At 59.4% G+C, this 14,087-nt stretch carries 10 protein-coding genes; all 10 read left to right on the forward strand.

The features are described from left to right. Nucleotides 1-127 precede the first annotated feature (127 nt). The 10 genes from KQ661_RS08935 (at nucleotide 128) to KQ661_RS08980 (ending at nucleotide 14,083) form a co-directional block, all read left to right on the forward strand. On the forward strand, nucleotides 128-1,270 hold the full coding sequence (locus tag KQ661_RS08935) for a COX15/CtaA family protein (RefSeq protein ID WP_216686210.1): 1,143 nt from the start codon (nucleotides 128-130) through the stop codon (nucleotides 1,268-1,270). Between the two features lie 66 nt (nucleotides 1,271-1,336). Beyond that, nucleotides 1,337-2,188: a heme o synthase gene (gene cyoE, locus KQ661_RS08940; RefSeq protein ID WP_216680302.1), complete on the forward strand. Its 852-nt coding sequence runs from the start codon at nucleotides 1,337-1,339 to the stop codon at nucleotides 2,186-2,188. A gap of 94 nt (nucleotides 2,189-2,282) precedes the next feature. Continuing rightward, nucleotides 2,283-2,870, forward strand: a complete 588-nt coding sequence (locus tag KQ661_RS08945) for a cytochrome c oxidase subunit 3 (RefSeq protein WP_216686211.1) — start codon at nucleotides 2,283-2,285, stop codon at nucleotides 2,868-2,870. Nucleotides 2,871-2,891: 21 nt separating this feature from the next. Continuing rightward, nucleotides 2,892-3,665: a cytochrome c oxidase subunit 3 gene (locus tag KQ661_RS08950; protein WP_226915778.1), complete on the forward strand. Its 774-nt coding sequence runs from the start codon at nucleotides 2,892-2,894 to the stop codon at nucleotides 3,663-3,665. A gap of 105 nt (nucleotides 3,666-3,770) precedes the next feature. Next, complete coding sequence (locus KQ661_RS08955) at nucleotides 3,771-4,115, forward strand: cytochrome C oxidase subunit IV family protein (RefSeq protein WP_216680304.1); 345 nt, start codon at nucleotides 3,771-3,773, stop codon at nucleotides 4,113-4,115. A 3-nt stretch (nucleotides 4,116-4,118) separates the two neighbouring features. After that, nucleotides 4,119-4,793: a thioredoxin domain-containing protein gene (locus KQ661_RS08960; RefSeq protein WP_216680305.1), complete on the forward strand. Its 675-nt coding sequence runs from the start codon at nucleotides 4,119-4,121 to the stop codon at nucleotides 4,791-4,793. Further along, complete coding sequence (locus KQ661_RS08965; protein ID WP_216680306.1) at nucleotides 4,777-5,352, forward strand: DUF420 domain-containing protein; 576 nt, start codon at nucleotides 4,777-4,779, stop codon at nucleotides 5,350-5,352. The genes KQ661_RS08960 and KQ661_RS08965 overlap by 17 nt, the downstream gene beginning before the upstream one ends. A gap of 39 nt (nucleotides 5,353-5,391) precedes the next feature. Further along, nucleotides 5,392-5,646: a hypothetical protein gene (locus KQ661_RS08970; RefSeq protein WP_216680307.1), complete on the forward strand. Its 255-nt coding sequence runs from the start codon at nucleotides 5,392-5,394 to the stop codon at nucleotides 5,644-5,646. A 616-nt stretch (nucleotides 5,647-6,262) separates the two neighbouring features. Beyond that, nucleotides 6,263-10,168: a sensor histidine kinase gene (locus KQ661_RS08975; RefSeq protein ID WP_235726950.1), complete on the forward strand. Its 3,906-nt coding sequence runs from the start codon at nucleotides 6,263-6,265 to the stop codon at nucleotides 10,166-10,168. 75 nt (nucleotides 10,169-10,243) lie between these two features. Next, nucleotides 10,244-14,083: a hypothetical protein gene (locus KQ661_RS08980; RefSeq protein ID WP_216686212.1), complete on the forward strand. Its 3,840-nt coding sequence runs from the start codon at nucleotides 10,244-10,246 to the stop codon at nucleotides 14,081-14,083. Nucleotides 14,084-14,087: the final 4 nt, after the last annotated feature.

The raw sequence follows: 14,087 nt of genomic DNA on the forward strand, positions 1-14,087 counted from the left end.
AAAGTCCCGAAGCGGGCCGCCTAACCGGCGGCCCGTTTTTGGTTCATGGGATTTAATCAATCCCTTAAATAATCTGTTTTACTTGTGTCCTGCGGTTGCGTAGGGCAGAGGTAGCCGTCTTTTCACTATGGAGAAATTTCATTTGAGTCCTGCCGTACGGCGTTTCCGTTTTGTGGGCATTCTCACCGTCGTAAGCGTTTACCTGTTGATTCTGGTGGGTGGAGTAGTTCGGAGTACCGGCAGTGGCATGGGCTGCCCGGATTGGCCCAAATGCTTTGGCCAATGGGTGCCTCCAACCGAAGCCAGCCAGCTGCCTCCAGATTACAAAGAGATATACACGGCGCAACGGGTGGCCAAAAACCAGAAGCTGGCCCGAACGCTGCAACGAATGGGCTTTGCGCAGGTTGCGGGCAGCATATTTGCCCATCCCACGCAATACATCGAAACGGATTTCAACCCGGTGAAAACCTGGATTGAGTACGTAAACCGATTGTTGGGCGCGCTAATTGGAGTATTTGTTTTTCTCACCGTTGCGTTCGCTCTGCCTTACTGGCGGCGCGACCGCACTATTTTCTGGCTGGCATTTGCTTCGTTTATTCTGACGGGGGTGCAAGGCTACCTTGGTTCATTGGTGGTTTCCACCAATTTGCTGCCCGTGATGGTAACGGTGCACATGGCGCTGGCGCTGGTGATAGTAGCGCTGCTACTGTACGCTGTTGACCGGGCACGGTGGGGGCAAAGCGATGTTGCATCGCGATTGCCGGAAGCGGAACTGATTGATGCGAGTGTCGGGATGAAGCGTCCAGCGGCCGCTTTGCAAATATGGCTTTGGGCCGCGCTGCTGCTCACGTTCTGGCAGATTGTGCTGGGGACGCAGGTGCGCGAACAAGTAGACATTGTATCGGCCGCAGCGGACTATGTAGGGCGCGAAAACTGGGTGAGCAAGCTGGGTAGCGTGTTCAGCCTGCATCGTACGGTATCGGCTGCGGTTTTGCTGCTGAACGTGTATCTGGGCTACGAGATTTGGCAGCTTGTCCAAAAACGCCTGCGCAATTTGGTTACAGCCACGCTCAGCCTGATTAGCCTGGAAATTCTGGCCGGAATCGTGCTAGCGTCGTTTGCACTGCCGGCCGTGGTGCAGCCAGTGCATCTTACTCTGGCTACTGTATTGTTTGGCGTACAGTTTCTGACGCTGCTGGCCGTGGCCCGTGCGCGTAAAAGCACGGAAACTATTGCGCCCACGGATGCACCCCGGCGGGTTGTTGCGTAACTTCGCGGCCCCGTTGGGTGCATCTTCGACAAGTTGGACCTCACAACGAAATTATAAGTACAATTGATGGTTAAGGCCCGCGCCTATTTTCAGCTGCTCAAATTCCGGCTTTCGCTCACTGTAGCGTTTTCCAGCGCCATCGGGTATATGCTGGGAGCACACGATTTCAGTTGGAGCCGGGCTTTACTGGTGATGCTGGGTGGCCTGCTCGTGACTGGCTCGGCCAACATTATCAACCAGGTTCACGAGCGGGAGCTGGATAAGTTAATGACCCGCACGGCCAAGCGGCCACTCCCAATGGGCATTCTATCGCCGGGCGAAGCCTGGGTCTTCTGCGTGTTGCTGGGGGTAGCTGGGTTGGGGCTGCTGTGGTATCTGTTCAACCCGCTCACCGCAGGGCTGTCGCTTCTGTCGCTTATCCTGTACGGATTCATCTACACGCCGCTTAAAACGATATCGCCTATTTGTGTTGCCGTAGGCGCTGTGCCGGGTGGTTTGCCGCCGCTTATCGGCTGGGTGGCGGCCACTGGCTACATTGGGGTAGAGGCGTGGGTGCTGTTCGGGATTCAGTTCATGTGGCAGTTTCCGCACTTCTGGGCCATTGCCTGGGTGGCCGACGACGATTATAAGCGGGCCGGCTTCAAAATGCTGCCCTCGCCTGGCAACCGCGACCTGCGCACCGCGTTTCAGATAATGACCTATACGCTGCTGCTGATTCCGCTTAGCCTGTTGCCGCTGGAATTCAATATTTCCGGTCGTATATCGGCATTGGTAGCGGTAGTGGCGGGCGTGCTGTTTCTGTTGCTCACGGTGCAGCTGATGCGTACGCAGTCGCGCAAGGCGGCACTGCGCATCATGTTTGCTTCTTTTTTGTACCTGCCCATCGTACAAATTGCTTTGGTACTGGACAAAATATAGCTGTTGGTTGTTAATAGCTAGTTGCCTGCCGGGAATAAAAAACCGGGCTGCCAGCAACTAAAAAACGTCAACCAATTCCCCTAATATCTAGATTATGAATCCTTCTGAAACGTTATCCGAAAAGGAAGTTGGACTAGGCTGGCACCCTAAGCGCGTGCTGCTTATTCTGCTTATTTTCAGCATTGTGATGATGTTCGCGGCTTTTACCAGCGGCTACATCGTGCGCCGCGATGAAGGCAACTGGCGCGAGTTTGACCTGCCCGCTTCACTTCTCATCAACTCCATTCTGATTGCGCTGAGCAGTGCGAGCATACAATGGGCCTATCTCTCAGCACGTAAGGACGAAATCAACCGGGTGAAAATCGGTATGATTGTCACGCTGGTACTTGGGTTGGCTTTCCTGGTGGGACAGTACCATAGCTTCGGCGACCTGGTGGGCGGCAATACGTACTTTGGCGGAGCCGATGCCAATCCTTCCGGTTCATTCGTATACGTTTTGATGGGTGTGCACGCTTTTCACTTGGTTACGGGGCTTGTTTTTCTGGCCGTAGTACTCAGGCGGACGCTTAATTATCAGGTGCATTCGCGTGCCTTGCTCTCCATCGGCAACGCTACTTTATACTGGCACTTCTTGGGCGGGCTTTGGCTGTACCTGTATTTGTTCTTACTTTTGAACCACTAAAACGACATTACGCTGTCTGCTATGGCCCAACCGACCACTTTGCCGCATCCCGCGGCTTCCGCTACTCACGATGCCCCGCGCACCGGCAACTGGGATGGCGGCAACGAACCCTTCAAAGCGAGCTACGGTAAGCTGATGATGTGGTTTTTCCTGCTTTCTGACGCATTTACCTTTGCCGCCTTCCTCACCACCTATGGCATGATTCGCCATAAGCACGAGGTTTTTACGGGTGAAGCTAAAGATTTTGTGTTCAGCACGCGCTGGTGGCCCATCCCTGACCACGTATTCAATGCCTTCCCCGGCATGGGCGAGGCCAACGTTCCGCTCGGTTTCGTGGCCCTGATGACCATGATTCTGATTCTGAGCTCCGTGACGATGGTGCTGGCCGTAGAAGCCGGCCACCGCATGGATAAAGCCGATGTGCAAAAGTGGCTGCTCTGGACCATCCTGTTTGGCTCTGCCTTTTTGGCCAGTCAGGCTTGGGAGTGGGGTCACTTCATCCACGGCCACACCGAAGGCACGGTAATGGCCGACGGTACCGTGTTCCACGGAGCTAATCTGGCAATGAACCAGTACGGGCCAGTGCTATTCGCCGACTTGTTCTTCTTCATCACCGGTTTCCACGGTACGCACGTATTCTCGGGCGTCTGCCTGTTGGTGTGGTGCTTTATTGCTACCACCAACGGTACCTTCGAAAAGCGCGGGCACTACGAGATGATTGAGAAAATCGGCCTCTACTGGCACTTTGTAGACTTGGTGTGGGTGTTCGTATTCACCTTCTTCTACCTCGTTTGAAAAAGAGTTATGAGTTAAAAGTTAAGGGTTATCAGTTGGTCAAATCCACTCGCTAACCCACGCTTTTAACTTATAACTTTTAACTCATAACTCATAACTTACCCAATGGCTTCTCACGCAACTACTGAACACACCCTTGCCCCGGGTGAAATCGCCAAGCCAAACACCGCCTGGATTTGGCGGGTATTCGGCATCCTGGTTGGTATCACGGCCGTCGAATTCGTTTTCGTATTCCTGATGTCCCCGAGTACGCTGCGCAATAGCATTTTCATCGTGCTCACCATCATGAAAGCATTCTTTATTGTGGCTGAGTTCATGCACCTGAAGCACGAAACCAAAGGACTGATTTGGACCATTCTGGTGCCGGTGTCCCTGTTGGTATGGCTGTTGGTGGCGCTGGTTACCGAAGGCTCGTTCATGGGCGAAGTGCTGCAAAGCATGTTTAAATAGCGGATGCGGCCCCGCCAAACCATTTTGCTGGGGCTACTGCTATTGGTGCCAGTACTGGCCTTTCTGTTCCTGTTCCGCTTCGGCTCCAACCGTTACGCGCTGCCAACTTACCTGCCCGACCGCGTGGATTCCACGCAGGTTGGCGGGGAGTGGCAGCGCGATACTGTTTTCCACCAAATAGCGCCGTTTCAATTGTCGTCTGCTAATGGGCGGGATGTGAGCAGCCGGGAGTTGGGCCAGGGCTTATACATCGCCCAGTTTTTTGGTGCCGATGAAGCCAGCGTCCGCGTAGCCCGCCAATTGCTGCGGGTGCAGGAGAAGTTCCGGCACGAGCCCCGCGTGCGCCTGGTCACCTTCGTGCTGAATGGTGAACCCAGCCAGACCATTGCCCTGACGAAGCTGGCCGAGCAATACGGTGCCACTGCGGGCAAATGGTTTTTCCTGACCGGTGCGGCCGATACCCTCAAAAAACTCACGCAGCAGGAGTTTCGCCTCACCGCCGACCCCAAGCGACTGGCTGGGGCCGTGTACACGGCTAACATCCCCGCCGGCCGGCTGTTGTTGGTTGACAATCAGCGCCGGGTGCGTGGCATTTATGATGGCACCGACGGACGCGAAATAGACCGCTTACTCACGGAAGTAACGGTGCAGCTCTACGATTATGAACACCCCCACTGAACAACTGCACCCCCCGGTAATGGCCCCCGGGGACTATACGCGCTACAGAATTATCCTTGGTGGCCTGGGCATCGTGGTGCCGCTGCTGGTAGCAATACTGTTTTATTTCAAGGGCATTTTCAAGATTGATGGGGCTGATGCGTACTTGCGCATGCTGCCAGCCGTGAATGCCGGCCTGAACTCACTGACGGCCGTGGCCCTGCTGGTTGGGTATTACTTTATCCGCCGGAAGAACGTGCTGGCCCACCGGGCGGCCATGGGCACGGCCTTCGTCCTGGGTGGGCTGTTTCTGCTGTCGTACGTGGCGTATCATTCGCAGGTAGAAAGCACGCACTTTGGTGGGGTAGGGGCTGCCCGTCTTATTTATTTCGTCTTGCTTCTTACCCATATCAGCCTCGCGGTGGTGACGGTAGGACTCGTGCTGTTTACGCTCTATTTCGCGCTCACGGGACAGTACACCAAGCACAAAGCCATTGCGCGCTGGACCTTTCCGGTCTGGCTGTACGTATCAGTCACGGGCGTTATTGTGTATTTTATGATTTCGCCGTATTATGTCTGATAATAAGAAACTTTGCTTTAATCTCCGTGTTGGTTTATTATGAAAAAGACCTTTTTTGCCGCTGCTTTTACCCTGTTCCTGGGTGTGATGCTAAGCTTGGCGCCGCTGGCTGCCCAGGCGCAATGCTCGATGTGTAAGTCGCAAGTAGAAGCGGCCCGGCAGGAGCGTGATGATTACGACGTGGCCGGTCTCAACAAGGGCATCCTTTATATAATGACGGTTCCCTATATTTTGATGGGAGCGGTAGGTTATTTCTGGTATCGTCGCACGCACCCCAAGGCGGTCAAAGCATAGTGCAGCAGCCCACTAAGGCTGTTGCATCTACAGCCCGGGCGCTGTTGGAACTGCGGTGTCCGCGCTGCCATACGGGTAAGCTCTTTACACATGCGGCGTTCAGCACTAGTTTTATGGAAATGCCCGAAGCCTGTCCGGTCTGTCATTAGACTTATGAGCCGGAGCCGGGATTTTACTATGGTGCGATGTACATAAGCTCGGGTTTCTCGACAGCAGCGCTGCTGGGAATTGGGTTTTTGCTCTATTATCTCGCCAACGACTCACCCCTGTGGGTTTATGTGATAACTGTGGTCGTAGCCGTATTGGCCGTAACGCCGCTACTATTCCGCTATGCGCGGGCCGTGATGCTCTACGGGGTTGGCGGTGCTAGCTTCGACCCGCGTTATCTAAATCGATAGAAATAAATATTTTGAGGACTGCAAAAAGGCTGCCCATGGGCAGCCTTTTTTATTAGGCTTGGATTTTGCGGTTCACTCGAATGAGGGCTCCTTTGCGGGAGGCATCTCATTCGAATGCTGGCACTGCTTCGAAAAGCAAGGCCTCATGACCCGGTAACGTGCTTACTTTGGGTGGGCTGCCTTTACTGCGCCGGATTAACGACTTCATCGCTTCTTTTTTGCACCCGCTTTCTTCCCCCGGCTCAATCCTGAAACCAGCTTACTCACAACGGCGTCTACCCTGGCTGCTGCTGCTGGGGGCGGTTTTGTGTTTTGTAGGTGGTTACCTGGCCAGCCGCTACGCGCAAGCCCCGGGCATGGTGCAGCGTACCGATGTGGTGCGCCTGCAACAGCTGGTGCGGAATGCCGAAACCACGGCCCGTCGCGAAGCCGATACGGTGGCGGCCGAGCTGTCGCGCGGTAACTATAGCTTCCAAAAGCTTATTTCCCAGACTACGTACCCCACTTGCGTATTGGAAAACGGAGCCCTGCGCTACTGGTCCGATGCAACGTTGCGGCCGCAGGAGGATGCGGCCCGCACAGCTGCCGAGCGCCTTGTGGAAACGCCGATGGGCCAGTTCCTGCAGTTGCGCCGTCTGGCGGGGCGGTACCTGGTTCTCGTTTACCTGCCTCTGGAACGGCACTACGGCATCACCAACCGCTACCTGCGGGAGGGCGGCGAGCAGGCACTGATTCGCGGGCTGGAACTGAAAGTGGTGGCGGATAGCTCGGTCCACGGCTCGGCTCGGTTTGACGCACCCGATGGCCACTACCTTTTTTCTATCAAGCGGTTGCAGCCCAATCCGCTCACCGGGCAGTACGTGCCGCTGGCGTTGCTGGCGTTGGGCAGCCTACTGTATGCCATGGGGTGGCTGCTGCTGGCGTGGCGCTGGTGGCAGGCCGGGCGGCCGCTGACCGCCGTGGCCTCATTGGTGATGCCTTTGGTGATGCTGCGGGCGCTACTGTTGTACCTGGGACTGCCATATTCTTTTATCGAACTGCCCTTGTTTGACCCCTGGGTGAGTGCGGCCGCGTGGTGGGCGCCCTCGCTGGGCGACTTATTACTCGATTCCCTGCTGGCTTTGTTGGTAGCCGTGGGCGGTGTGGCATTGTGGCGGTATTTCCAAGTGCCGCAGCGGGTGCGGGCCCCGCGTGCGCTAAGCCGACAGGTTGTGGCCGCAGTAGCGGTGGGGGCGGCTTTTTGTGGTTGGCTGGGACTGTTGTTTAGCTATTATAACACGGTTTTTGGCGGTTCCCAACTGAGCCTCGATGTGAGCCGAAGCGTGCAGATAACGGGTTTCTGGGTGGTGCTGGCACTGGCGGTGCTGTTGCACACCGCCGCGTGGCTGGCCGGACTGTTCGGCCTGACGCAGCTGGCAGGCGCGTTATTGCAGCATGTACCGCGCCGGCTGCTGCTGCTGGCTCCCGCGCTGGCTACGCTGCCGGTGCTGGGGTCGGGGCTGGTACTGGGTGAGCCGTGGGTGCTGCTGGTGGGGGTTTTACTCTTGTTCGCCGCGCTGGTGCGGGCTATAAACCTACGGGCCGCGCCCACTACCAGTAATTACCAATCGTCGGTGCTGTTGGTACTGCTGCTGGCCCTTACGGCGGCTACCGGGGCACTGGCGCTGTACTCCCGCTTCGAAAAGCAGGTGTTGGTTGATAAGCAGCGTCTGGCGGGTAATCTGTTGGTTGATAACGATTTTCAGGGGGAGTTTCTGCTGAGTGAGCAGATGCACAAAATTGCGCACGACCCGTTTGTCCGGCGGGCGCTCACGGCTGCTTTCGGGCGGCCCGAAGTGGTGCGCGAACGCATTGCCCGGCAATACCTGAGCCACTATTTTGACAAATACGAGAGCAATATCACGCTGTATGACGCGGCGGGCGACCCGTTAGGCGCCCCAACGGGAACTCCCAGCCTACGCGAAACCCGCGCAATTACCGAGCGGCTGGCCAAGCCTACGGGGCAGGCCGGCGTGTTTCTGGTGCAGTCTGATAATCCGTTTGGCTCGCGGCGCTATGTGGCGCACATCACCGTGCCGGGGCAGCGGGTGAATGGAATTGGCTTACCGCTGGGCGCCGTGCGGGTAGAATTGACGCTCAAGAAGCTCACTTCCTACAGCGTACTGCCGGAGCTGCTGGTGGACCAGAAATTCTTTGAGCCCGGCCTGGCCACCGAGCTGAGCTACGCCGGCTACAACCACGGCCGGCTGGTGTACAGCGAAGGCGATTTTGACTACGCCAACCGCCTACCCACGGCTCTGCTGACCGAGCCGCGCCTTTACACCACGGGCCTCACGCGCAAGGGCTTCCATCAGTTTGCTGTGCGGGGCTCGCTGGACCGGACCGTGGTGGTGACCACGGCCACGTATTCGCTGGGGGACTGGCTGGCCAATTTTTCGTTTCAGTTCTTGCTATCGACGTTTTTCTGGCTGCTGCTGGGCGGCGTGGCCCTGCTGGTACGCGGCCGGGCACTGCCCCGGCTCAATTTCAGCACGCGCATTCAGCTGCTGCTGAACGTGGGCATTGTGGTGCCGCTGCTGGTGGTGAGCGTGGCCACGGCCAGCCAGCTTATTGACTCGTATAAGCTCGACCTGGCCCGCACGTATGAGCGGCGCGGCCAGCTGGCCCTGGAAAGCCTGCGCCGGCAGCGCCACCTGCTTTCCGACAGCACGGCCCGCCCCACGCTGGCCGTGCTGGTCAAAAACGTGGCCGCCCTCACCGAAACCGACCTCAACCTTTATGATGCCCACGGCGAGCTGCTGGCCAGCAGCCAGCCCCTCATTTTCGATGCCGGGCTGCTGGGGCCGCTGGTGAACCCGCAGGCCATGGTGGCATTGGGTGAGCGCAACCGGCCCCGCGTCCTGCTCACGGAGCGGGCCGGGTCGTTATCGTTCAATTCGCTGTACCTGCCGGTGCGGGCCGGGGCAGGCGAGGCCGTGGTGACCGACTTGGCCGGGCACGCATTGGGGCACGGCAGTGCCGATGGCCCTGCGAAGAAAGGGCCGGTTTACGCGGTGCATTCGGTATTTGACGATGACGACGGGTCGTCGTTCGACGAAACGGCCTTGCCCACCGGCCCGATTCTGGGCTACGTGGGCATCCCGTTCTTCGACTCGGAGAAAGCGTTGAATACCAAGCTTACAGAGCTGTTTACCACGATTCTCAACATCTTCACGCTGATGTTTCTGCTGTTTTTGGGGCTGGCGTTTGTGGCGGCGCGGCAGCTCACGGCTCCCCTCAAGCTCATCACCGAAAAGCTCACTAAAACCACGCTCACTGGCGAAAACGAGCTGCTGGACTACCACAGCTCCGACGACGAGATTGGCCTGCTGGTGCGCGAGTACAATACCATGCTCACCAAGCTGGAGGCCAGTAAGCGCGAGCTGGCCGCCCAGGAAAAGGAGGCGGCCTGGCGCGAGATGGCCCGGCAGGTGGCGCACGAAATCAAAAATCCACTCACGCCCATGAAGCTGAGTCTGCAGTTTTTGCAGAAAGCCATTGCCGAGCGCCGCCCCAATGCCGAGGAGTTGATTGGCCGAATCAGCCAGACGCTCATCACCCAGATTGACGTACTGAGCGACATTGCCACCAGCTTCAGCACCTTCACCAACCTGCCCACCATGCGCCCCGAGCGGCTGGATATCGCCGCCGTGCTGCGCCGTTGCGCCGGCCTGCACCAGCCCGATACCGACGATGGTACCCTGGCCCTGCACCTGCCGCCAGATGCCGAAACCGGCCGCTACGTGGTGTTTGCCGATGAAAACCTGCTGGTCCGCACCTTCAACAACCTGCTGATAAACGCCCGCCAGGCTGTGCCCGAAGGTCGCGCCCCGTACATTGACGTGTCGTTGGAAGCGGCTGGCGCGGGTAGCGTGCGCGTGGCCATCCGCGACAACGGCGCGGGCATTCCCGAGGAGGTGCGCGAGAAAATCTTCGTGCCCAATTTTACTACCAAGGCCAGCGGCTCGGGCATTGGGCTGGCGGTGGCTCGGCGCGGCATTGAGAGCGCCGGGGGTAAAATCTGGTTCGAAACCAAAGTGGGGGAGGGCACGGACTTTTTTATCGAGCTGCCGCTGGCGGGATAAAACAGTCCGAATGCCCCTGTCACGGCACGAAACCCCCGGTTCGTGTCGTTACCCGCCAAACCCGACCTTTACCGCATGATTCGTCGCTTACGCCTGTGCTTCCCCCTGGTGGGCCTGCTCGTTGCGGCGCTTTTTTTTGTTGATTGGCAGGCGCAGGCCCAGATTCGGCCTGTTTCAAAGGGCGAGGCTCCGCCGCCCAGCACCCGGCGCTGCCGCTGGGTGCGCCTCGCGCCGGGCCGCGACACCACCAGTTTCGCGCTCTTGGATTCGCTGACGGTGGTGCCCTCGTCGGTACTCATCAGTGGGCGCGGGGCCGACTACGATGGACGCACCGACCGCTACCGTTGGGTGCGGCCCGCTCTGCGAGACAGCAGCGGCACCGGCCTGGCCGATTCCATTTTGGTGTGCTACCGGGTACTGCCGCTGCGGCTCACGGCGGCCCGCTTCCGGCGGCCCCGCAGCCTGATGGACAGCCTGGGATTCCGGCAGGTCGTTTCGCGGTTCGAGGATTTTTCGGTGAAAGAGCAGATTCTGAACACGCCGGGCGTGAGCAAAACCGGCAATCTGTCGCGGGGCCTGAGCTTTGGCAATACCCAGAACGTGTTTGTGAACTCGGCCCTGAACCTGCAGCTGGAAGGCCAGCTGGCGGAGAATATCCACCTCACGGCCGCTATTTCGGACCAGAATGTGCCCTTCCAGCCCGAGGGCAACACCCAGCAGCTCCAGCAATTCGATAAAATCTACATCACCCTCACCAACCCCAACTGGAACCTGACGGCCGGCGACGTGGTACTGCGCAATAAGCCCGACTACTTCCTGCGCTACTACAAAAACATCCAGGGCGCGGCCGTGGAGGCTAATTTCGGCCCACCCATTGTGGGGCTGAGCGGCTTCGGAGCGACGCAGGGCGTGGCCAACGCGGTATTTTTGAACGGGGTGGCCGGGCAGGTGCCGGGCAGCGGCGTGGCTGGTCCGTCGCCGGCCACGCTCAACCCGCCGGCCATCAGCCAGCCCCAGCTCACCGACCCCAACCGGCTGCCGGGAGTGGGCAACCAGGCTGGCCTGACCGGCACCACCGTGCGTAGCGCCGGGGTGCGCAAGGGATTGGCATGGCGCTCGTCGACCTCGATAGCGGGCGGGACGGCCAAGGGCAAATTTGCCAGTATAGATGTGGCCCCCATTGAAAACGTGCAGGGGCCGTACCGTCTCAACGGGCCTAACGGGGAGCAGTTCATCATCGTGCTGGCCAATTCGGAGAAGGTGTACCTCGATGGCCGCCTGCAAAGCCGGGGCTTCGATGCCGATTATACCATTGATTACAACCTGGCCGAAGTCACGTTCACGCCGCGCCACCTCATCACCCGCAACTCGCGGATTAAGATTGATTTCGAGTATTCCGACCTCAACTATTCCCGCTCGCTGGTGGCCGCCAGCCACTACCAGCAGCTGGGCCGCCTGAGCGTGCACGCCAACCTTTACCAGGAAGCCGACAACCCCGACAACGCCCCCAACCTCAACCTGAACGACACCCTGCGCGCCGCCCTGCGCCGGGCCGGCAACGTGGCCGTGGCCACCGCCACCGGCGGCGACTCGATGGCCTACGACCGCCGCATTGTGCAGTACCACCGCGAGTTACGGCTGGTGGGCAGCCAGCGCGTGCCGGTGTTCACCTACGTGGGGGCCGATACGCCGATTGACTCGCTGCGCGGCTCCTATACCGTGCGCTTCACCGACGTGGGCCAGGGCAACGGCGACTACGTGCGCAGCACCAACCCGCGCTTCCTCACCACCAACGGCACCGTGTACGAATACTTGGGGCCGGGCCTGGGCCGCTACCGCCCGGTGCGCCTCATCCCCACGCCGCTGCTGAAGCAGATGGTGACGGCCGGCCTCAGCTACCAGCTGGACAGCAGCACGACGGTGTTTGCGGACGTGGCCCGCTCGCGCCTCGACCGCAACCGCTTTTCGCCGGCCAGCGACCAGGACGGGGCCATGCACGTCGGCTACGTGGTGCAGGACCGCCGCCTGCCCGCCGCCCTGGCCACGGGCGTTTTGAAGGATTACCGCCTGCGCTCAACCCTCGATTATGAGTACACGGGCAAGCGTTTCGCGCCGATTGACCGCTACCGCGATATTGAATTCGACCGCAACTGGAGCAACGTGAGCACCACGGCGGCCACTGGCACCACGCCGGTAGCGAAGGAAGATAATATCTTCAATTTCAGTGTGGGGGCTAATAAAGACGCGAACAATGGCGTCAACTACCGCCTGAGCCGCCGTTTCCGGCCGGGCGAGGTAAACGGGCTCCAGCACTGGCTGGACGCGGCCCAGAAGGTGGGCAACCTGGAGATGCGCGGCTCGCTGTTTCTGCTGAATTCCGATGCCGGGCGCTTCCACTCCAGCTGGGCGCGGGGCGAGGCCACGGGGCGCTTCGTGGGCGGCCGCATTGTGCCCGGCTACACCTACCGGTTCGATAAAAACCGCGTTAGCTCCGCGACTACTGATACCATTCGCTCGGCCAACTATTTCGATGAGCACGACGTGTTTATCCAGAGCCGTGACTCGGCCCGCACCCAGTTTCGGCTCGACTACGCCTACCGCCGCGACCTGACCCCCAACCGCGAGCAAAACGCCCTGCAACGGCGTGGCACTGCCCAAACCTGGCAGGGTACGCTGGCCTCGCGCCTGGGTAAAACCCAGGATATCCGGGTGTTGGGCACTTTCCGCGACCTCGACTCCCTGGGCTTGGCGCGCAACCGTACAGTGCTGGGGCAGGTGTTCTACAACGCCGGCCTGCTGCAAAACCAGATTCGCTCCGAGCTGAACTACAGCGTGGCCACCGGCCGCGAGCTCAAGCGCGACTATTCGTTTTTGGCGGTGCCGGCGGGGCAGGGCACGCACTACTACGCCGGCGACCTCAACGGCAATAAACGCGAGGACAAGGACGAGTTTTTTGAGGCCCAAACGCCGGATGCGCAGTACCGCACTTACATCAAAGTGTATTTGCCCACCACCGACTACATTACCGCCTTCACCAACCGGCTGGCCTACCGCCTCACCACCAGCGCCCCGCGCGGCTGGCGCGAAGCCGGCGGCTGGCGAGCGGTGGCGGCGCGCTTCGCCACGCTCACCAGCATCACGGTAGACCGCCGCACCACCGACCCCGCAGTGCTCAAGCGCCTCAGCCCGTTCAGCTTTGATAAGGAGGATAGTCAGCTGCTGGCTTTCAACCAGCTGTTTCGCAACACGCTGTATTTCAACCGGTCGAATCCCATTTTCGGGGCGGAATTCACGGTGCAGCAGACCCAGCAGAAAACCTTGCTCGCCCAGGGTTCCGATTTGCGCAACCTCACCACGCAGAGCGTGCTGCTGCGCCGCACGCTGGCTACCTCCTTCACGGGCCGCCTCACGGGCTCGCGCGACATCCGCGAAGCGACCAGTAGCTACCTGCTGGCCCGTAACTACCGCCTGCTGATTTACGCCATTCAGCCCGAAATCAGTTACCAGCCCACGCCTTCCCTACGCCTGACGGGCACCTACGCCCACACCTTCAAGCAAAACACGCTCGATGCGCCCCTGGCCACGCTGCCCACGCCTACTCCAGCCGAAACCCACCCCGGCTTCTTCGATGATTTGGGCCTGGAAGCCCGCCTGAGCCAGGTAAGCAAGCGTACCATTTCGGCCGCCACTCACTTCACCCGCGTGCAGTTCGACGTGGACCCCGCCGCCCTTAACTCCGTGGTGGCCATTGAAATCCTTAACGCCCTGCGCCCCGGCAGTAACTTCACCTGGAACCTGAACGTGGAGCAGCGCCTTAGCAACGGCCTCAATATCACGCTGGCTTACGACGGCCGCAAAGCCAGCAACCTCAACACCGTGCACACTGGCCGCATGCAGGTGGCGGTGCTGTTTTAACAGC

The organism is Hymenobacter siberiensis (genome assembly GCF_018967845.1).
Classification (GTDB): domain Bacteria; phylum Bacteroidota; class Bacteroidia; order Cytophagales; family Hymenobacteraceae; genus Hymenobacter; species Hymenobacter siberiensis.